This window comes from Micromonospora sp. CNZ299, assembly GCF_002754415.1.
The window spans coordinates 1085338-1106193 of the sequence record NZ_PEFG01000001.1 but is presented as its reverse complement, the minus strand read 5'-3'; the positions used below and the strand labels follow the sequence as shown (position 1 = coordinate 1106193).

Sequence of the window (20856 nt, the reverse complement as noted above, 5' to 3'; positions counted from 1 at the left end):
GGGGGTGTCGCGCGTAGGTCAGCGGCGGGCGCGGTTGACGGCGCTGGTGACCGCCTTGATCGAGGCGGTGACGATGTTGGCGTCGGTGCCGACACCCCAGACCGTGCGACCGTCCACCTCGCACTCCACGTACGCGGCGGCCTGCGCGTCCCCACCGGAGGAGAGCGCGTGCTCGTGGTAGTCGAGCACGCGCACGCCCACGCCGATCGAGTGCAGCGCGTTCACGTACGCGTCGATCGGGCCGTTGCCGACCGCGGTGAGCGAGCGTTGCTCGTCGCCCACGCCGACCTGGGCCTCGATCTCGACCTTGCCGTCGATCGTGCCGATCGTGTAGCTGGACAACCGGACGGCCGGGTCGGGCTGGTGGTCGAGCAGGTAGTGCGTCGCGAAGATCTCCCACATGGCGCCCGGGTCGACCTCGCCACCGTCGTGGTCGGTGACCTGCTGCACCACCCCGGAGAACTCGATCTGGAGCCGCCGCGGCAGGTCCAGTTGGTGCTCGCTCTTCATGATGTACGCGACGCCGCCCTTGCCGGACTGCGAGTTGACCCGGATGACCGCCTCGTAGGTGCGGCCCAGGTCCTTCGGGTCGATCGGCAGGTACGGCACGGCCCAGGTCTGCTCGTCCACCGGTACGCCGGCAGCCTTCGCGTCGGCCGCCAGGGCGTCGAAGCCCTTCTTGATGGCGTCCTGGTGGGAGCCGGAGAAGGCGGTGTAGACCAGGTCGCCCGCGTACGGGTGGCGCTCGTGCACCGGCAGCTGGTTGCAGTATTCGACGGCCCGCCGGATCTCGTCGATGTTCGAGAAGTCGATCATCGGGTCGATGCCCTGGGAGAAGAGGTTGAGCCCCAGCGTCACCAGGTCCACGTTGCCGGTGCGCTCGCCGTTGCCGAACAGGCAGCCCTCGATCCGGTCCGCGCCCGCCAGCAGGCCCAGCTCGGCGGCGGCCACCCCGGTGCCCCGGTCGTTGTGCGGGTGCAGGCTCAGGATCACGCTGTCGCGGCGCGGCAGGTGCCGGTGCATCCACTCGATCGAGTCGGCGTACACGTTGGGGGTGGCCATCTCGACGGTGGCCGGCAGGTTGATGATCAGCGGCCGGTCCGGCGTCGGGTCGATCACGTCGATCACCCGGGAGCAGACCTCCAGCGCGTACTCCAGCTCGGTGCCCGTGTACGACTCCGGCGAGTACTCGTAGAAGATGTCGGTGTCCGGGGTGTGGATCTCCGCGTACTTCTGGCAGAGCCGAGCGCCGGTCGTGGCGATGTCGGAGATGCCGTCCCGATCCAGGCCGAAGACCACCCGACGCTGGAGGGTGGAGGTCGAGTTGTAGAAGTGCACGATGGCCCGCTTCGCGCCCCGCAGCGACTCGAAGGTCCGCTCGATGAGGTGCTCCCGGCACTGCGTGAGCACCTGGATGGTCACGTCGTCCGGGATCATGTCCTGTTCGATGAGCTGCCGGACGAAGTCGAAATCGGTCTGGCTGGCCGACGGGAAGCCAACCTCGATCTCCTTGTAGCCCATCTGGACCAGCAGCTGGAACATCCGCCGCTTGCGCTCGGGCGACATCGGGTCGATCAGTGCCTGGTTGCCGTCGCGGAGATCCACCGCGCACCACCGTGGGGCCGCCTCGACGGTGCGGGTGGGCCAGCTGCGGTCCGGCAGCTCGACCCGGAACTGCTCCCGGTAGGGCTGGTAGCGGTGGTACGGCATCCGGCTCGGGTGTTGCCGAGCGAACGGATCGGTCTCGGCGTCGGTGACAGGTTGAGCCATCTCAGAGTGCTCCCTGGAACATGTGGCGTCAGCAGATCGGAAGGTGTCGGCGAGATGCCGGGCAACGGTGCGCGGCGGTGCCGAGAAGAAAATCGGATGTGCTGGACGGCGCGATGCAACTCCGCGACGAGGTGCCGGCCGGTCAGGCCTCGTCGCGGCGGCTAAGGAGAACAAGCGCCTGCCACATGACCAGGTCACCCTACGTGATGAAGAGGGGGGTGGGAAGGTAGGTCCGGACTATGGGACCGGCGTCATGGTCCGCTCCGGCGCCGCAGCACCCAGCCGCGGTGTCCGCCCGGCCCAACCCACCACGGGTACGATCGCCAGCCCGACCAGCACGAAGATCGCTGCGGCCGGTAACCATCCCCACCCGCCGGTGGTCACCCCGAGCGCGGTCAGACCGACCGGGGCGATCAGATACTGCACCTGGGAGCCGAGCCGGAACGCCCCCACGTACGCGCCGCGCTGGTCGGCCGGCGGGAGGGTGGCGGTGAGGCCCCAGGCGCCCGCCGACTCGATCAGCTCGGCCAGGATCAGCACCGTCGCGGCGGCCACCAGCACCACCACGGTGAGCGCGCCCCGGGTCAGCCCGGAGATCGGCAGGACCAGACAGAACAGGGCGATCAGCAGGGCGCCCCGGCGAGAGGCCCGAGCCGCGCCCGACGCGGTGTCGGCGCCCCGGCTGACGCGTACCTGGAGCAGCACGATCAGGACCGTGTTGAGCAGCACCAGCCCGGCGATGATCGTCTTCGGGGCGTCGGTGTGGGTGAGGATCCACAGCGGCATGACCGTCAGGTAGAGCGTCTGGTGCGCGGTGAGCAGCCCGGAGAACAGGGACACCGCCATGAACGGGCGGTCCCGCAGCACGGCGAGGCGACTCATCGGCTCGGTCGGCCGGGCCACCTGCGGCAGCCGGGGCAGTCGCCGCACGAAGAGAGCCGTGACCAGGAAGACCGTCGAGATGAACCACACCATTCCCCGGTACGCCTCGATGGTGTCCACCGCCAGCACCAGGCCGCTGATCACCGCTCCCAGCCCGAAGCCGACGTTCAGCGACGAGCGCTGGTACGCCATCGCCGTGACCCGTTCTTCCGGGGGAAGCGCGTTGATCGAGTAGACCTGCACTGCCACGCCGCTCGCGGCTTCCACGGCGGCCAGCGCCACCACCACGGCGAGGAACCCGGCGAAGCCGCCCACGAACGGGTAGGTCGCGAAGAGCGCCGCGTTCAGCACCAGCCCGACGATCCAGACCCGCTGCGGCCCGTACCGGTCGGTGAGCCCGCCCAGCGGCACCGTGCCCAGCAGCGACACCCCCGCCGCGATGGACAGCCCCAGCCCGACCTGGGCGGCGCTGAGCCCCAGCGCCCGGGTGAAGAAGACGGCGCTGCCGGCGTGGAACAGGCCGCTGCCGACGGCGTAGACCATCGCCTGCACCGCCAGGGCGCGGGTCAACCCGGCCGGCGGTACGACGTTTCGGACAGCGGTACGGATGGTTTCTCTGGCCCCCATGGCCGGCAGTGAACCGTGCCCCCACGGCCTCGGTCGAGCCTTTTAGGCTGAACCAAATCCTGCGCCGGGGGTGGCATGTCCGAATTGCGGTTCAGTCTGGCCGACGTGGCGGGAGTGCGCCTCGCCGTGTCGCCGGTCAACGAGACGGTCATGAGCATGTGGGCGCTGGCCAGCCCGGTCCGTTACGCGGTGCACCTGCCCTGGATCGACCGGGCCCGGGTGACTCTGCGTCGTCCCGAGGTGGCCGACCGGGTCGGACCGCTGACGCACCTGGTCGGGCGGGGGCGCTGGTTGCCCGACTTCCTCACCCCGGCGGCCCGGCCGAACGTGGAGGTGGCCGAGCAGCTCGACCAGATTGCGGCGACCCCACCGGCCGTGGTGGTCCAGGACCTGCTGGCGACCACCCCGCGCCGGCCGCTCAATCCGTTCGGGCAGGCGCTGCTCGCCGACCCCGGCGGGCTGCTGCCACAGCTCGTCGACGCGGTGCGGGTCTGGTACGACGAGGCGATCGCCCCGGACTGGCCGCGGATGCGGGCGCTGCTCGACGCCGACGTGGCGTACCGCGCCGCGCAGCTCGCCGAGAGTGGTGCCGGTCGATTCTTCGAGCAGCTCCACCCGAGCCTGCGTTGGCACGGGGACCGGGTGATCAGCGACGACACGTTCGAGCGGGACTTCGACCTCCGCGGTCGTGGGCTGGCGCTGAACCCGACGGTGTTCAGCGAGCGGCACGTGCTGTGGAACCTGCTGGAGGACTCGCTGCCGGTCGGCGCGTATCCGGTCCGGGGGGTCGGGACGCTCTGGGAGGCGACCGGCACACCGCCCGGCGACCCGCTGGCACGGGTGATCGGCCCCGGCCGCGCCGCACTGCTGCACACGCTCGACACGGCGACCACCACCACCGACCTGGCCCGAGTCACCGGCATGTCCGCCGGAAACGTCTCCCAGCACCTGGCCGCGCTCCGCGCAGCCGGGCTGGTCCACCGGTCTCGACAGGGTCGGCACGTCCTCTACCGCAACAGCGACGCCGCGAGGGTCCTGCTCCGGGCCAGCCGGGGAGGGTGACCTGCCTGGGTGATCAGGCGAGCAGCAGGTCGGCGACCGGGCGACGGCGGCGCAGGCCGATCTCCCGGGCGCGCAGGTCGGGCGGGAGGGCGAACGGGTCCCCGAGCCGGCCCACGGCGGCGACCACCAGTGGACGGACGGCGCCGGGCAGGTCGAGCTCGGTCGCGAGGCCGGCCTGGTCGAAGCGGGTGAGCTGGCGCACGTGCAGGCCGAGCGCGGTGGCCTGCAACGTCAGGTGGGCGATCGCCTGACCGAGGTCGTACGCGGCCCGCTCGGCGTCGCCGCCGGTGTGCGCCCCGACGACCAGGGTGGCGGCATGTCGAGCCCAACCCTGGTCGCTGCCCGGGAGGCTGATCAGGATGCGCTTCCAGGTCTCGTCTTCCCGGTGGCCCACGGCGAACCGCCAGGGCTGCCGGTTCTCCGCCGAGGGCGCCCAGCGCGCCGCCTCCAGCAGCGAGGCCGCCTCGTCCGGGGTCAGCTCGGCGCTGGGGTCGAAGGCCCAGGGGCTCCAGCGGTAGGCGAGCAGCGGGGTCAGGTCAGCCATGGCGTGAATCGTCCTGTATGGGTGATTCGCGGCTCAGGGCGGGCTTGAAAAATGTGGTCAAACGCACCCGTAACGGGACGAAGATCAGGACGTTCCCGCGCTCGGGCTGTCCGACGGGTCAGGCGTCGGCGGCGCCGCGGTGTCGAGCGGGTCCCGGTCGACCACCACCGGCCCGGCGAGTTGCACGGTGGCCGGTGCCGGGCCGGGTGGCGCGGCCAGCCGCAGCGTCCCCGCTCCGGTCCGCACGCCGGTCGTCGTGCCGTCCCGGTCGTAGCAGTAGATGCCCACGTCCAGCGGGGCGTTGAGCGACGCCGAGGTGGACTCCACCGAGTAACAGGTGCCGGTGACGCCCTCCGGCGCGCTGGCCGGGGCCACCGCCAACGGCGCGCGCCGGTCGGTGAGCACGTCCAGCCAGTCGGTGAGCGGATGCTGGATCCGGGGGTCCGACCGGCGCGGGATCGCGTCGTCGCGGTCACCGAGGCGTACGCAGCTCGCCGACTCCGGTCGGCCGACCGACGGCAGGGCGCACTGGAACAGCCCGTCGACCGTGGCGGCCATCGAGACATCGGCGGCGCCACCCAGGGCGCCCCCGGGCACGTCGACCCGCCAGCTGCCATCGTTCGCGCTGGTGAAGACGATGGTGCGGTCCGGTTGACCCGTCCGGCTGTACACGTACTGAGCCACCAGGTGGCGGTCCTGGGCGGCCGCGGCCAGCGCGGCCAGCTCGTCCCGGGCCGCCTCCACCTCGACCGCCCCGGTTTCCGTGGGCATCGGGCTCGGGGGCTGCGCACTGGTGCAGGCAATCAGGAGTGCTGGCAGGGCGATCACGAGCGGCCCGAGCACACGGCCGGTCGGGCGGATGAGGGCGGGCACCGGCCCATTCTGGTGGGTGCGGGCCGTTGGTGGGTGCCGACGCGTACCGGGCTCGTTCCGGCGTGTCGGACGGGGTCGTCCCCGCGTACCGCCCAACCTGGTGGGACCGCCCCTCGCCGGCCCGTGCGGGCCGGATGGTGGGATCACCTGACCCGCCGTCGTTGCCCGCCGGATACCCTCAAGGGGTCTGACACGCGCCGCCGGCCCCGGTTCCGGCGGCGTCGGCACGCTCAGGGTTACTGGGAGGGAGTGCACCGTCGTGGCACTCGTGGTGCAGAAGTACGGCGGGTCCTCCGTCGCCAACGCCGAGCGGATCAAGCGGGTGGCCGAGCGCATCGTCGCCGCCCGCAAGGCCGGCGACGACGTGGTGGTGGTGGTCTCCGCGATGGGGGACACCACCGACGAGCTGCTCGACCTGGCCAACCAGGTCAGCCCGCTGCCGCCGGGCCGCGAGCTGGACATGCTGCTCACCGCCGGGGAGCGGATCTCCATGGCGCTGCTCGCCATGGCCATCCACAACCTGGGGTACGAAGCCCGCTCGTTCACGGGCTCTCAGGCCGGCGTGATCACCACCTCGGTGCACGGCCGCGCGCGGATCATCGACGTCACCCCCGGGCGCCTCAAGGGCGCGCTCGACGAGGGCTCGGTGGTCATCGTGGCCGGCTTCCAGGGCGTCTCCCAGGACACCAAGGACGTCACCACCCTGGGCCGGGGCGGCTCGGACACCACCGCCGTGGCGCTCGCCGCAGCCCTGCACGCCGACGTCTGCGAGATCTACACCGACGTCGACGGCATCTTCACCGCCGACCCTCGGATCGTGCCCAACGCCCGGCACATCAAGCACATCACCTACGAGGAGACGCTGGAGCTGGCCGCGTGCGGCGCGAAGGTTCTGCACCTGCGTAGCGTGGAATACGCCCGGCGGGCGGGGTTGCCGATCCACGTCCGTTCGTCATACTCGACCAACACCGGCACGATGGTCACCGGATCGATGGAGGACCTTTCCGTGGAGCAGGCACTGATCACCGGAGTCGCGCACGACCGCAGCGAAGCCAAGATCACGATCGTCGGGGTGCCCGACGAGCCGGGTGCCGCCGCGCGAATCTTCGACACGGTCGCCGGCGCCGAGATCAACATCGACATGATCGTGCAGAACGTCTCCACCGAGGGCACCGGCCGGACGGACATCTCGTTCACCCTGCCCAAGACCGACGGCCCGACCGCGATGGCCGCGCTCAGCAAGATCCAGGAGCCGGTCAAGTTCAAGGGCCTGCTCTACGACGACCACGTCGGCAAGGTCTCGCTGATCGGTGCCGGCATGCGCTCGCACCCCGGTGTGGCCGCCGGGTTCTTCGCCGCGCTCGGCGCCGCCGGGGTCAACATCGAGATGATCTCCACGTCCGAGATCCGGGTCTCCGTGGTCTGCCGGGACACCGACCTCGACGCCGCCGTCCGCGCCATCCACGACGCGTTCGAGCTGGGCGGCGACACCGAAGCCGTGGTCTACGCGGGGACGGGTAGGTAGCGCCGATGACGGCGCTGCCCACCCTCGCAGTGGTCGGAGCGACCGGTGCCGTCGGCACCGTGATGTGTGAGCTGCTCACCGGGCGTCGCAACGTCTGGGGTGAGATCCGGCTGCTCGCCTCCGAACGCTCGGTCGGGCGCCGGGTGCGCTGCCGGGGCGAGGAGATGGTCGTCCAGGCGCTGACCCACGAGGCATTCGACGGGGTCGACGTGGCGATGTTCGACGTGCCCGACGAAGTCTCGGCCGAGTGGGCACCGATCGCCGTCTCCCGAGGCGCGATCGCGGTCGACAACTCCGGCGCGTTCCGGATGGACCGGGACGTCCCGCTGGTCGTGCCCGAGATCAACCCCGAGCAGGTCCGCAACCGGCCCCGGGGCATCATCGCCAACGCCAACTGCACCACCCTCGCGATGATCGTCGCGGTCGCGCCGCTGCACCGCGAGTACGGCCTACGGGAGCTCGTGCTCGCCTCGTACCAGGCGGTTTCCGGCGCGGGCAAGTCCGGCGTCGACATCCTGCACGACCAGCTCGCCAAGGTCGCCGGCGATCGGGCGCTGGGCTCGCGCACCGGCGACGTGCGGCAGGCGGTCGGCGACGACCTGGGCCCGTTCCCGGCCCCCATGGCGCTCAACGTGGTGCCGTGGGCCGGCTCGCCCGCAGACGGTGGCTGGTCGTCGGAGGAAATGAAGATCCGCAACGAGTCGCGGAAGATCCTCGGCCTGCCCGACCTCAAGGTGTCCGCCACCTGTGTCCGGGTGCCGGTCGTCACCGCCCACTCGGTGGCCGTGCACGCGGTCTTCGCCACCGAGGTGGACGCCGAGGGCGCCCGCGAGGCACTGCGCAACGCGCCCGGGGTGATCCTTGTCGACGACCCCGCCGCCGGGGAGTTCCCGATGCCGATCGACGCCGTCGGCACCGACCCGTCCTGGGTCGGCCGGATCCGCCGTGCCCTGGACGACCCCCGCGCCCTCGACTTCTTCGTGACCGGCGACAACCTCCGCAAGGGCGCTGCCCTCAATACCGCCCAGATCGCCGAGCTCCTAGCCAAGGAACTCCGCACCCCCTGACCAGCGACTCCCCGCCCCGCCCCGCCTGCGGGGTCGATCATGGAGTTGTGGTGGGCGCTTCAACACCGGCAGCGGCAAATATCCCCACCACAACTGCATGATCGACGGGGTGGGGGTTGGGGTTACGCGGCGGAGAGGTGGACTCCGTCTCGGCCTTGGCGTTTCACCGCGTACAGGGCCTGGTCAGCTCTTCTCAGGGTGCGGTCGGGGGTTTCGCCGGGGCGGGGTAGCGCGACGCCCACGCTGATCGTGCGGCCGACTCGCCGGGCCGCCTCGGTCAGCCGCTCGGCGATCCGGACCGCCTCCTCGGGGCGACTCACCTCGATCACCGCGACGAACTCGTCGCCGCCGATCCGGTACAGCTCGTCACCGTGGCGCAGCGCCCCCTCCAGCGCCCGGGCCAACCCGACCAGCACCCGGTCGCCAGCCTGGTGGCCGTACGTGTCGTTGACGGTCTTGAAGCCGTCCACGTCGATCGCCAGCAGGGCCGTACGCCCCGGGGTGGCCGCCGCGATCCGCTGCCCGAACGGGCCGGTGTGCCGCAACCCGGTCAGCGGGTCGGAGCTGGCCTGCTCGCGCAGCCGGGCCAGAGTGCGCAGCCGGTCCAGGCTCGTCCAGGCCTGCCCGGCGAGCAGTTCCATCAGGCTGACCGTGGTCGGGTCCGGGCGCAGTGCGCGTTCGTCGGCGACCAGGAGCACCCCGCCGGCGTCCGGCGGCCCGACCGGAACGGCGACCAGCGTGCGCACCCCCGCCCGGGTCAGCGGTCGATAGTCCTCGGTCGGAGGGTGTCCTGCCTCGCCCAGCGTGTACCCCGCGCCGTACCGGTGTGCCCGATCGACCATCCGGACCAGTGCGGCCGGACCTGACTCGGTCAGCTCGGCGCGGATCCGGGTCTCCAGGTCGCTCGGGGCCGCCGGGGGTGCGCCGAGCCGCCCCGCGATCAGCAGCACCGCTGTGGAGAGGCCGGAGACCTCGCGCGCGGCGCAGGCCGCCACGTCCAGTACGTCCGCCTCGGTCGGTGCGGTGGAGAGGGCGGCAGCGTGCCGGAGCAGCTTCTCGCTGCGGCTCTCCGCCGGTGGGCCACCGAGGGCGGCGATCCGCGCGCCGAGCTGGTCGGCAAGCTGTTGCGTGGTCTCCCGCCACGGCTCCAGGTCGATCGGCTCACTCCACTGCAGGTCGAGGACGCCGATCGCCCGGCCCGTCGGATCCAGCACCGGTACGCACAGCTCGGCGGTCACGTCCGGGCGTACCGGTAGGTAGTCCGGGTCGACGGTGACGTCCGGGACGACAGCCGGGGCGCCGCTGTCGTACACCCGGCCGACGATGCCTGTCCGCGCCGGCACGGTCGCGAAGACCTGCCAGGCCCCGGTCGCCGCGACGCAGCGCAGGCGGTCGTGAACCGCGAGCAGTACGGAGATGGTCGCCGGGGTGTGGCGGGACAGTGCGCTGACCGTCCACCGACAGGCCTCCGGCGTGCTCGACGCCATCGGCAGGCGGACGGTGACGTCACGGATGACTCGCTGATGATCCACTCGCACGTCGTTCCAGGTAGGGGAGGAGCCCGGCGTCGCCGAGCCGCGCGATCAAGCGTACTTCCGGCTGCTGAGAGTCGACTGACGTCGTACGCATGTTCTATCCACAGGCTGTGGACGCAGCCTGTGGGCTTCGGGCTCGCGGCTTCGCGCTGTGGGTCCCGGTCGCGGGCAACGCGAAACGGTGACCGGCGATAGCGTGGAGATCCCGGCGCGGAGGAGCGACCCATGATCATCGCCCAGCTCAGTGACCCGCACCTGACCACCGGCCTGCTCGCCGCCGCACCGACCGCGGGGCTGCACCGTGCGCTCGGCCGGGTACTCGCGTTGCGGCCCCGACCGGACTGCGTGGTGATCACCGGTGACCTGGTCGACCACGGACGACCCGACGAGTACGCGGCACTGCGCGAGCTGATCGGCCGGTTCCCGCTGCCGGTGCACCTCGTTCCCGGCAACCATGACGACCGGGAGTCGCTGCTCGACGCCTTCGGGGGTACGCCGTGGCTCGGCGGCGGTTTCTCCGCCTATTACCACGTCGACCACGAGGCGGCGACGGTCGTGGTGCTCGACTCGCTCGTCGCCGGCAGCGACGGCGGTCAACTCGGCGAAGAGCAGCTCGGTTGGCTCGACGGGGTGCTGGCCGGGCGACCCGAGGTGCCCGCCGTGGTCTGCCTGCACCATCCTCCGGTCGCTGTCGGTTTCCCCGCGGCCGACTCCATCCGGCTCGCCGACGGTGACGCGCTCGCCGAGGTGATCGGCCGGCACCCGCACGTCGTCCGGGTAGCCGCCGGCCACCTGCACCGCGCGGTCACCACGGCGTACGCGGGCACGGTGCTCACCGTGGCGCCCAGCACCTGGAGGCAGAGCGCGCTCACCATGAGCGCCGACGAGCAGTTCGGTTGGGTCGACGAGCCGACCGCCTTCCTGCTGCACCTGGTAGAGGCGGGCGGCTGCGTGACACACACCGTGCAGGTGAGCCACGCCGCCGGCCAGACCGGCGGCTTCTGACGGCACCCCTCATGGAGGTCTGGTACGTCGCGTACGGCTCGAACATGCACGCCGCCCGGCTGGCGTGGTACATCGGGGGAGGCTGCCCGCCCGGCGGAAGGCGGACGTACCCGGGCTGCCGGGACCGACGCCCACCGAGCCGGTCGGTGCCGGTGTCGCTGCCCGGCGGCATCTACTTCGCCGGCGAGTCCGGCGCCTGGACCGGCGGAATGGCCTTCTACGACCCGCACCTGCCGGGCGAGGCCGCCGCACGCGCCTACCTGGTCACCCTGGAGCAGTTCACCGACATCGCGGCACAGGAGATGTACCGCCCAGTGGGTGACACCACCGACCTCATCCCGGCGACCGGCGCGGCCATCGACGCCGCCGTCGCCACCGGGCGGGCGACGCTCGGCCCCGGACGGTACGAGACGCTGGTCTGCCCCGGCAGCCGCAGCGGCGTCCCGATGCTCACCTTCACCGCACCCGAGGGTGCGTCCGGCGTGCGGTGTCGGCCGCCCGCGCCGACCTACCTCGGCATGATCGCCCGAGGCCTGCGCGAGTCGCACGGCTGGCCAGCCGAGCGGATCGCGAGCTATCTGGCAGGCCGGCCCGGCGTGGCGGACGCCTGGTCGCCGGACGCCGTCGTGGCGCTGGTCGACGAAGCCCTGGTCGACGAGGCGCTGGTCGGCGGCTCACGGTCGACGTCAGGCCGGCAGGACGGTTGACGCCTGCGTCGCGCACCGGCCCGGCGGCTGACGCCTGCGTCTCGTGCCGGCCCGGCGGCTGACCCTGCGTCGCGCGCGCCCGGCTGGCGGGCCGTGCGCCGGTGTGGTCGTCAGTCGAGCAGGAACTCGCGCAGCGCGGGAGCGAGCGTCGCAGGCGGCACCTCGTGGTAGCCACCGTCGAGGCTGATGGACCGACCGCCAGGGACCGCCTCGGCCGCGGCCCGACTCCCACCCCGCAACCACTGTGGACTGCCGGTGCTGTCCACCGCGAGGGTCGGAGCGGTGATCGCGGCCAGCCGGTCGGCCGGCAGTCGCCCTCCCGCGCTCACGATGGCGTCGTACGGCAACGTGTGCGCGATGGCGGTCAGTGCGCCCCACACCGGTTGCGCCCGCATCCCGGTGATCGCCTCGGCGGGCAGCCCGACCGAGACGCTGAGGAAGGTCTCCACCGTGCCATCCCGGTCATCGGCGGCGATCAGCTCGATGAGCTGCGCGGTGATGTCCTTCCGGACGCCCACGTGTGAGCCCACCTGGAACGGCGGCTCGAACAGGACCAACCCGGTCACCGGCAGACCCTGCGCGGCGGCCAGGGCGGCCAGGATCGCCCCCGAAGAGACCCCGTAGACAGCGGCGGAACCACCTGCCGCCGCGATCACGGCAGCCAGATCATCGATCTCGCGGCCGATCTCGTATGGCAGGGTGTCGCCGCTCTGGCCCCGACCTCGGCGGTCGTAGCAGAAAACGGTGAAATCCGGTGCCAACGCCGCACCTAGTGCGCGGGTCGTGTTGCGGTCGTTGAACGCGCCACCGACGAGGACCATCGCAGGCCCGGTCCCGGCCCGTTCGAACGCGATGGGCGTGCCATCCGCCGATCTCACCTGCTCGACCACCGGTGTCGTTCCGCTCACGATGCCGCCTCCGTCCGCGCTGACCGTCCCGTCCTTTCTAGACCCTGGGTCCGACACTGTCTGGCAGACCCACCAAACGCCCGTCGATCCGAGGTCGGGGCGTACCCGCAGCTCTGATGTGCTGCCTGGGTCGACCGGGCGGCGTCCGGATGAGAGGCTGTCGGGGCGGGCGGCCAACCCCAACCGCCGCCAATCGCGACCCTTTCGACGGCGCTGGCCGGCGGCCCGGTCGACCCAGAGGCCGGGCACCGCACGCGCCGATTCTCACAAGGAGATCCATGTCCATAACCAGGATGCGTCGGGCCGCTGTCGGCCTGACCGTGCTTGCGGTGGCCGCGTTCGGCGCGGTCGCCACCAGCCCTGAGCAAGCCGACGCACGGCCGAAGCCGGTCGACGTCACCCTGCTGGCCCTCAACGACTTCCACGGCAACCTCGAACCACCGAGCGGCTCCAGCGGCACCATCGCCGGACAGACCGCGGGTGGTGTCGAATACCTGGCGACGCACCTGGCCGAGCTGCGCGCCGCCGCCAAGAAGAAGAACACCATCACCGTCGCCGCCGGTGACCTGATCGGTGCGTCCCCGCTGCTCTCCGCCGCGTTCCACGACGAGCCGACCATCGAAGCGCTGAGCATGGCAGGCCTGGACTACGCCAGCGTCGGCAACCACGAGTTCGACGAGGGTGCCGCCGAGCTGCTGCGGATCCAGAACGGCGGCTGCCACCCGGTCGACGGCTGCGCCGACGGCACCCCGTACCGGGGCGCCGGCTTCAAGTACCTCTCCGCGAACGCCTTCAAGACCGCGACCGGCAAGCCGCTGATGGCGCCGTACGCCATTCACAAGGTGCAGGGCGTCAAGGTCGGCTTCATCGGGATGACCCTGGAGGGCACCCCGCAGATCGTCAGCCAGCAGGGCGTCGCCGGCCTCAGCTTCGCCGACGAGGCGGACACCGCCAACCGGTACGCCCGCGAGCTGCGCCGCAAGGGCGTGGAGACGATCGTCGTGCTGCTGCATGAGGGCGGTGCGCAGGCGGCGACCGGTGGCATCAACGACTGCGTCGGCATGACCGGCCCCATCGTGGACATCACCAACCGGATGGACCCCTCCATCGACGTGGTGGTCAGTGGGCACACCCACCAGGCGTACAACTGCGACATCAACGGCAAGCTGGTGACCAGCGCCAGCTCGTTCGGCCGCCTGGTCACCGACATCGACCTCAAGATCGACCGCCGGTCGGGCGATGTCATCTCCGCCGCCGCGAACAACGTTGTGGTCACCCGGGACGTCGCCAAGGACCCGAAGCAGACCGCGCTGATCGACCGGTACAAGACGGTGCTCGGCCCGGTCGCCGACCGCCAGGTTGGCGTGACCGCCACCGCACTTCCCACGACGCAGGAGAACCTGCTGGGCACCTGCTCAGCGCAGGTGCCCAACTCGTGCGGTGAGTCGCCGATCGGCAACGTGATCGCCGACGCGCAACTCGCCGCCACCGACGACGAGCAGGGCGCGGTTGCCGCCCTCATGAACCCGGGTGGTGTCCGGGCGCCCCTGGACGCCGGACCGGTCACCTACGGGGAGGCCTTCACGGTGCAGCCGTTCGCCAACAACCTGGTGACGCTGGACCTGACCGGAGCGCAGCTCTACTGCGTCCTGGAGCAGCAGTTCGTCACCGGGCGGACGTTGTACCCCTCCTCCACCCTGCGCTACGTGGTCGACCTGAACGGCACCAGCGCCACCGCCGCCGACCCGTGCGCCGGCACCCGCGTGGTCCGGGGCAGCCTGACCATCGGCGGCACCGCCGTCGACACCGCCGCCACCTACCGGGTGACGGTGAACAACTTCCTGGCCGGCGGTGGTGACGGGTTCAGCGTCCTCACCGGCGGGACGAACCTGGTCACCGGCCAGATCGACCTGGACGCCTTCGTGGCGTACCTGACCGCCCAGTCGCCGGTCTCCGCGCCGACGCTGGACCGGATCCGCACCACCGCCGAGGTCCCCGCCGCCTGACGGCCGACCCCGCGCCACGTCGGGCCCCGGAGCATCCGCTCCGGGGCCCGACCCGTTCCGTCCCCCTGCCGCGCCCGCCCGCGCCTGCCGCGCCCGCCCGCGCCTGCCGCGCCCGCCCGCGCCTGCCGCGCCCGCCCGCGCCTGCCGCGCCCGCCCGCGCCTGCCGCGGCGAGATCAACGAGGAAGATCCGCGCAACATCAGGGATGTTGCTGTTTCCTGCGCGCCGGAGGCAGCAACATCCGGGAAGTTGCTCGGATCTTGGTGCGGGGTGCGGGGTGCGGGGTGCGGGGTGCGGGGTGCGGGCGCGGGCGCAGCGCGCGGGTGCGGGGCGCAGCGCCCGGGCGTGGGGTGGCGCGGGGGAGGGGCCTCGGAGGTCGTCAGGCGGTGGCGGGCGTGGGGGCGGGGGATGCTGGGGCGGTGGTTGCGAGGCCGTCCTGCTCGGTGCTGAGCAGGCGGCGCAGGGACAGCGCGACCAGCGAGGCGACCAGGCAGCCGCCGACCACAGTCGCTACCCAGACCATGCCGTTGGCGGCGCCAATGAGCGGGCCTGCGGTCACCGGACCGATCACACCGCTGACCCCGAAGATCATCGAACTCATGGCGTTGTATCGGCCGCGTAGCTCGTCGGTGGCCAGTGCGTTGGTCAGCGCGGGCATCACCGGCGAGAGCATCGTCTCGCCGAAGCCGAAGATCGCCGAGCAGGCCACCACGCACAGGGCGGCGAACAGGGCGCTTTCGCCGCTGACCAGACCGCCCGCGCCGAGGACCAACCAGGCTGCGGCGAACACCGCACCCACCACCGCCAGTGCCCGGGTGCGACTGCGCCCCTCGATCCGGCGGATCACCAGCAGTTGCGCGAGCACGATCATCACGGTGTTCGCCGCGAGCGCCCACGCCACCACCCGGGGGTTCACCTCGACGACCCGCACCGCGTACGCGGCGAAGCCCACCTCGACCTGTGCGTAGCCGCAGGTGGTGAGGATCAACCCGAAGATCACCAGCCGCCGGAACGGGCGGTCCCGGAGCACGGTCAGGTAGCCGCCGGCCGACGGCTCGTCGACGCCCCGACGGTTGCCGAGTCGGTGGCCCACGCCGGGCAGGGTGAGCAGGATCAGGGCCGGCAGCAGGTAGGTCACCGCGTCCAGCAGGTAGATCACCTGGAAGGTGGCGAGCCGGCCGGTGTCGACGATCGCACCGGAGGTCATGCCACCGATGCCGATGCCCAGGTTGAGCAGGGCGAAGTTCAGCCCGAAGACGCGTTGCCGCTCATCGTCGTCGGTCAGCGACGCGAGGATCGTGTTCTGCCCGGACCAGATCGCCGAGCTGCCGACGGCGATCACCGTCATCACCAGCAGCGCCGATCCGCTCGAGTCGACCAGCGCGAGCGAGCCGGTGCCGACCGCCTCGATCAGCAGACAGGGCACCACCACCCGGCGTGCGCCGAACCGGTCGATCAGCGTCCCGCCCAGCGGTGACAGGGCCAGGGTGACGGCGCCGTACCAGCCGATCACGAGCCCGGCGCGGGTGTCGGTGAGCCCGCGTACGTCGGTCAGGTAGATGAACAGGAACGGCAGGGTCAAGCCGCGCCCGATCGCCGACAGCAGGGTGCCGAGAAGGATCCGGCGAGCTTCCGAACGGCGGGGCAGAGCGCGGCGCAGCATGTCCGGCATTCTGTTGGTCGGGTGTGACACCACGCGACTCGTTTTCGGCCGTGCCGCGCCGTCGTCGAGGTCGACGAGTGACCGATCCCACGATGATCCACCTGACCCTCTCGCCGGTCCGGCGGTGTCCGCCGGGTCTGCGATGCTGACCCGATGACCGGCACCTGGCGACATCTGCCCGCTACCGCCCGCGCCATCGCGGTGACCGCCACCGCGGCCGTCGCCGCAGCCCAGGCATGCGACGGTCAGGCGTACGACGAGGTGGTCGGCAAGCTCGCCGCCGACGAGCGTTCCGGGCTGGTGCTCGGCGCGGTGGTCCGGTTGCTGCTGGAGGAGAGCCACCCGGACGGGCTGACCGGCGACGACATCCGCCACGTGTTGACCCGCTGCGTGCAGGGTGCGGCACGGTGGCGTTCGGACGTCGACCCGCACGTGGTGCTCGTCCTGCTGGCCGGCGCTCTGGGGGTGTACGACCCCGAGGGCGACGAGTCACCCCCGGACGCGTCCGCCCTGGCCCGGCATGCCCCGCTGCTGGTGGCCGATCTGCTGGCGGCGACCGGCGTGCCGTTGGGCGACTACCTGGCCGCCGCCTTCTCCGAGATCGAGCGCACCGAACGACAGGACTGACCGGCGGGGGCGGCCACACCGGCAGCCGCCCCGTCGGACATGTCAGGCGTCAGACCGGGTCGGGGGTCCGCCGTGCCACGACCTCCAGGTACTCCGCGGGGATCCGCAGCGTGGCGTCGGTGGCGCGGTTGTGGGTACGGGCCAGCTCCACCAGATCGGCGTGCAGATTCGATCGTTGCTCCTCGGGCAGCGCCTCGAACGCCTTCAGCGTCGGCCCGTAGTTGGCCCGGAAGAAGTCGGCGAACTCCTCCGGGGTGCCGAAGCGGAAGACGTACTCCCGGCGTACCGCCCGCAGTTCACCCACGGCCCCGCCGAGCAGCTCGCGGACCCGGCCCTCGTCGCCCCACTGCACCGGTGGGCGCAGCCCTGCCGGCGGCGGCACATGCCGCCCCACCGTGCGGAACAGGTCGCCGATGAATCCCTGCGGCGTCCACGACGCCAGCGCCACCGTGCCGCCGGGCCGGCAGACCCGGACCAGCTCGGCTGCCGCCTGTTCCTGGTTGGGCGCGAACATCACGCCGACGACGGAGAGCACCGCGTCGAAGGACCCATCGGCGTACGCCAGGCGCTCCGCGTCCCCGGTCACGAACGTGACCGGGAGTCGTTCCGCAGCGGCGCGGGCGTGGCCCCGTTCCAGCAGTTCGGGTACGTAGTCGACGCCGGTCACGACGCAGCCGCAGCGCGCGGCGGCGATGGCGGCGTTGCCGGTGCCGGTCGCCACGTCCAGCACCCGGGCGCCGGCCGACAGGTCGGCCTCCGTCACCAGCAACTCGGAGATCGGGTGGATGAGGGCGGCGACAGCGCCGTAGTCGCCGCTGGCCCAGGTCACCTGCTGGCGTGCCTTGACGGCGTTGAGATCGATTGCGGTGGTCATCGATGGTCCCCCTCGGACGTTTCGTGTGTCACCGACCGTAGGCGGAGTGGCACTGCGAGGGATCGGTAGAAACACCTATGTTGGGGGCGCCAGGCCCTGCCGGCGGGCCGTCGCGGCAGCCTGGCCCCGGCTGGGCACCGCGAGCCTGTCCAGCACCGCCGACACGTGGTGGCCGACGGTCCGAACGGAGAGCGACAGCCGGGCCGCGATCTCGGCGTTGCTGAGCCCTTCGGCGAGCAGCGCCAGCACCTCCCGCTGCCGGGCGGTCAGGCCCGCCGGGTCCCCGGCCGTCCTCGGGCGCGGCCCTCTTGGCACTCGGGCCATCCCGCGGCCGCGCAGCTCAGCCCGGATCCGGCGGGCCACGGCGACCGCGCCCAGCCCGTCCAGGATCCGCAGCGCCTCAGCGGCCGCCGGGTCGTCGCCGCAGGCCAGCGTCTCGGCCCGGGGGTACGGGCAGCCGAGCTGGTGCCACTCCTCGGCCGCACCAGCCCAGTCACCCTCGATGAGCCGCCGGTACGGCGACGCCAGCGCGTCGGTGTCCCCGAGCGGCTCGCCAACCCGCCACAGCCAGTACGCCAGCTCGCCGGCGTACCAGGGTTGGCCCGCGTCGAGAGCCAGCCGGTGGGCACGGCGCAGCTCGGGGACCGCCCGTTCCGGCTCGCCGGCCAGCCAGTGTCGTTCGGCCAGGGCCGCGGCGACCGGCACGACGAACTGGAGTTCCCGGCTCTGCGTCGCCCAGCGCGCCGCCCTGTCCAGATGGTCCTCGGTGCTCGGCTCGCCCCGGCGTGCATGGAGCCGGCCCAGTGCGACCAGGGCCGGGACCAGGCTCCCGCCGGGCTGCACGGTGCCGGTCAGCGCCCGTTCGGCGTCGGCGCGGGCACCTGCCCAGTTTCCGGTCGTCAGCCGCAGTCGGGACCGGTGTCCGAGCAGGTGCCGGGCGTACCCGTCGAGGTCCCGGGTCTCGGTGAAACGCAACGCCCGGTCCAGGGCCTCGGCGGCCCGCCCGATCCGGTGCCACTCCACCGACATGGTGGCCAGGTTGACCAGCGCCCGGGCCGCGTGGTCGTCGAGATGGTGGGCGACGGCCAGGGTGTGCCCACGTTCCAGCTCGATGATGCCGGCGACATCACCGTTCTGGAGGCGGGCCGAACCGACGTTGACCAGGGCGTGCGCCTCGGTCTCCACGTCGCCGAGCCGCCGGGCCAGCTCCCGGGCCCGGTCACCCCAGTCGATGGCCCGACCGTTGTCGTCGGCGAGCATGAGCAGCTGCGACATGTTGCTGTAGGCCATCGCCAACTGCCTGCCGGGCGGCGCGGACTCCAGCACCTGAACCGCCCGGGTACCCGTCGTCCGGGCCGCAGTGCTGTCCCCGGTCCACCAGCACAGCCGGGACACCCAGCGCAGGTTCTCGCCGATCCGCAGCGGATCGCCCTCGGCCTCCCGCAGGGCGAGCGCGGCCTGCCGGGCGTCCAGCGCCTGCGCGGCCAGCCCGGCAAGGTACGCGGCAGTCGCGTACGCCTCGAGCAACTCGGCCCGGCGCGGTGCCGGCAGGCCCGCGGCGTGTGGGAGTGCGACGGTGTAGTGGTCCGCTGCCTGCCGGTGCGCGCCCGCCCGGCTGGCCCGTTGGGCCGCTACGGGCGCCCAGTGCAGCACGGCCGCCGGATCGTCGGCGTGGTGGGCGTGGTGCACCAACCGGGCGGCGTCCACGTCCGGCCGGGGCGTGAGCCGGGCCAGTACGGCGGCGTGCAGCGCAACCCGGTGCACCGGGGACAGTGACTCGCGTACCGCCCGACCCAGCAACTCGTGCCGGAACGCCACCGCATTGCCCGCCGGCACCAGCACCCCCCGATCCAGGCACTCCTGCACGGCAGCCGGTGGATGACCGTCGAGCAGGTACGGCTCGGCCCGGGACGGGACCACCGAGACCAGGGCGGCGACCTCCCGGGCCGGCGGCGACAACGCGGCCAGCCGGGCCAACACCAGATCGCGTACGGTCGGCGGCACACCCGGGCCGGTAGCGGCCAGCACCTCGGTGACCAGCAGCGGGTTGCCGCCGGTGGCCTGGTACAACCCGTCAGGGTCGCGGCCGGCGCGGCGGGCCAGCCGCGCGACGGCATCCGTGGACAGGGCCGGCAGCGGCAACCGGCGGACCAGTGGCCGGGGCAGCCCTGCGAGCACGGCGTGCAGAGGATGATCAGCCCCCACCTCGTCATCGCGCAGGGTGAGCACGAGCAGCGCCGGATGGCGGGTCAGCCGCCGCCCCAGGTACGCGATGAGGTCCAGGGTGGCACCGTCCGCCCAGTGCGCGTCCTCCACCACCATCACCGTCCGGTGACCGGGCCGGGGGTTGGTCAGCTCGCCGAGAAGCGCGTCGAACACGGCGCCGCGCCCTTCGGCCTCCGTCGCCGTGTGCAGTGCGCTCAGTCGTTCCGCGAGTACGCCGCCGACCTGCCGGGCGATGTCGTGCACCGGGCCGAGCGCCCGTGGGGTCAGCAGTGGGTCGCAGCTGCCCCAGAGCACCCTGGCCCCGGCCGTCGACGCGAACGCACCGACCACTGTGGACTTGCCGGCTCCTGCCTCGCCCGCGACGAGCGCGATCGCGCCACCGGGGGAGGCCAGCAGCCGGTCCAGGGTGGCGAGCGCGTCCGCGCGCTCCAGCAGCTCCATCGCGATCGATGCTAGTCAGCGGGGCGTCGCTCCGTCGTCAGCCGCGACGGCAGCATCCCCTGGTCCCGGAACTCATCCTTGTGGGTTGAGCGCGCAGGCACGCCCGGGAACGGTGGAGGGCACATCCGTAGATCGGATGTGCCCTCCACCGACGAGCCCTCCAACGTCGCCCGCGCGGGTGAAGGAACTGGCGGGCGGCAGCTGGGAGACGCGGAACTCATTGCCCCAACCTGGTGTGCAACTGTGGGGCAGAGGTCGCGACCGAATCGTCGGACTGCTGGACAGCTCAGGTTGTGCGGTTGCAGCCGCTCGCCGTGGTTCGGACCGCCGGGGCGGACTGGAACCCTGAACCCTTCCGGCGCTGCGTCGATCATCCCCAACCGGACGGATCGGCCACGTGACCAGGGCGATTTCTTCCGCTGCCTTACGGCGGTCGACAGCCCTTGCCGATGTCAGTTGTGCCGGATCTCTGCCCGATGATCATCGCTGCGCCGTTCAGCTTCCCGGACCGCTGA

General features: G+C 72.1%; 16 protein-coding genes. 7 read left to right on the top strand and 9 right to left on the bottom strand.

Going from position 1 to position 20856, the window contains the following annotated elements; all coding sequences use genetic code 11:
• Positions 1-18: 18 nt before the first annotated feature.
• Together leuA and CLT68_RS05260 are read right to left on the bottom strand one after the other, a co-directional pair.
• The gene (gene leuA, locus CLT68_RS05265; RefSeq protein WP_099849218.1) at positions 19-1770 is read right to left on the bottom strand and encodes a 2-isopropylmalate synthase; all 1752 of its coding nucleotides are present in this window, start codon (positions 1768-1770) and stop codon (positions 19-21) included.
• Positions 1771-2007: 237 nt separating this feature from the next.
• Positions 2008-3279, bottom strand: a complete 1272-nt coding sequence (locus CLT68_RS05260) for an MFS transporter (RefSeq protein WP_099849216.1) — start codon at positions 3277-3279, stop codon at positions 2008-2010.
• Between the two features lie 75 nt (positions 3280-3354).
• Here CLT68_RS05260 and CLT68_RS05255 point away from each other — a divergent pair, with 75 nt between their 5' ends.
• Complete coding sequence (locus tag CLT68_RS05255) at positions 3355-4341, top strand: helix-turn-helix domain-containing protein (RefSeq protein WP_099849214.1); 987 nt, start codon at positions 3355-3357, stop codon at positions 4339-4341.
• A 13-nt stretch (positions 4342-4354) separates the two neighbouring features.
• Here the strand turns inward: CLT68_RS05255 and CLT68_RS05250 are convergent, their stop codons facing one another.
• Positions 4355-4885 carry a nitroreductase family protein gene (locus CLT68_RS05250; RefSeq protein ID WP_088950593.1) on the bottom strand — a complete coding sequence of 177 codons (531 nt, stop codon included), beginning with the start codon at positions 4883-4885 and terminating at the stop codon, positions 4355-4357.
• Positions 4886-4969: 84 nt separating this feature from the next.
• Positions 4970-5758: a hypothetical protein gene (locus CLT68_RS05245; RefSeq protein WP_486482078.1), complete on the bottom strand. Its 789-nt coding sequence runs from the start codon at positions 5756-5758 to the stop codon at positions 4970-4972.
• 259 nt (positions 5759-6017) lie between these two features.
• Between CLT68_RS05245 and CLT68_RS05240 the strand changes: the two genes are divergently transcribed.
• Positions 6018-7283, top strand: coding sequence for an aspartate kinase (locus CLT68_RS05240; RefSeq protein WP_088950592.1), 1266 nt, complete (start codon positions 6018-6020; stop codon positions 7281-7283).
• Between the two features lie 5 nt (positions 7284-7288).
• The gene (locus CLT68_RS05235) at positions 7289-8350 is read left to right on the top strand and encodes an aspartate-semialdehyde dehydrogenase (RefSeq protein ID WP_099849209.1); all 1062 of its coding nucleotides are present in this window, start codon (positions 7289-7291) and stop codon (positions 8348-8350) included.
• Between the two features lie 122 nt (positions 8351-8472).
• On the opposite strand, the gene CLT68_RS05230 is transcribed toward CLT68_RS05235, so the two are convergent.
• Positions 8473-9882: a diguanylate cyclase gene (locus CLT68_RS05230; protein ID WP_099849207.1), complete on the bottom strand. Its 1410-nt coding sequence runs from the start codon at positions 9880-9882 to the stop codon at positions 8473-8475.
• 228 nt (positions 9883-10110) lie between these two features.
• On the opposite strand from CLT68_RS05230, the gene CLT68_RS05225 reads away from it, so the two are divergent.
• Both CLT68_RS05225 and CLT68_RS05220 read left to right on the top strand, forming a co-directional pair.
• The gene (locus CLT68_RS05225; protein ID WP_099849205.1) at positions 10111-10890 is read left to right on the top strand and encodes a phosphodiesterase; all 780 of its coding nucleotides are present in this window, start codon (positions 10111-10113) and stop codon (positions 10888-10890) included.
• 11 nt (positions 10891-10901) lie between these two features.
• Entirely contained in the window at positions 10902-11597 is a 696-nt protein-coding gene (locus CLT68_RS05220; protein ID WP_099849203.1) for a histone deacetylase, read from the top strand.
• A 110-nt stretch (positions 11598-11707) separates the two neighbouring features.
• On the opposite strand, the gene CLT68_RS05215 is transcribed toward CLT68_RS05220, so the two are convergent.
• On the bottom strand, positions 11708-12505 hold the full coding sequence (locus CLT68_RS05215) for an alpha/beta fold hydrolase (protein WP_199176991.1): 798 nt from the start codon (positions 12503-12505) through the stop codon (positions 11708-11710).
• Positions 12506-12783: 278 nt separating this feature from the next.
• Between CLT68_RS05215 and CLT68_RS05210 the strand changes: the two genes are divergently transcribed.
• Positions 12784-14511 (top strand): bifunctional metallophosphatase/5'-nucleotidase, encoded by a 1728-nt coding sequence (locus CLT68_RS05210; RefSeq protein ID WP_099849202.1) that lies wholly within the window; start codon positions 12784-12786, stop codon positions 14509-14511.
• Positions 14512-14889: 378 nt separating this feature from the next.
• Here the strand turns inward: CLT68_RS05210 and CLT68_RS05205 are convergent, their stop codons facing one another.
• Positions 14890-16173: an MFS transporter gene (locus CLT68_RS05205; protein ID WP_099856806.1), complete on the bottom strand. Its 1284-nt coding sequence runs from the start codon at positions 16171-16173 to the stop codon at positions 14890-14892.
• A 153-nt stretch (positions 16174-16326) separates the two neighbouring features.
• Here CLT68_RS05205 and CLT68_RS05200 point away from each other — a divergent pair, with 153 nt between their 5' ends.
• Positions 16327-16800: a hypothetical protein gene (locus CLT68_RS05200; protein ID WP_099849200.1), complete on the top strand. Its 474-nt coding sequence runs from the start codon at positions 16327-16329 to the stop codon at positions 16798-16800.
• A gap of 49 nt (positions 16801-16849) precedes the next feature.
• Here the strand turns inward: CLT68_RS05200 and CLT68_RS05195 are convergent, their stop codons facing one another.
• Both CLT68_RS05195 and CLT68_RS05190 read right to left on the bottom strand, forming a co-directional pair.
• Positions 16850-17674 carry a class I SAM-dependent methyltransferase gene (locus CLT68_RS05195; protein WP_099849199.1) on the bottom strand — a complete coding sequence of 275 codons (825 nt, stop codon included), beginning with the start codon at positions 17672-17674 and terminating at the stop codon, positions 16850-16852.
• 75 nt (positions 17675-17749) lie between these two features.
• Positions 17750-20341, bottom strand: coding sequence for an AAA family ATPase (locus tag CLT68_RS05190; RefSeq protein ID WP_099849197.1), 2592 nt, complete (start codon positions 20339-20341; stop codon positions 17750-17752).
• Between the last annotated feature and the right edge of the window lie 515 nt (positions 20342-20856).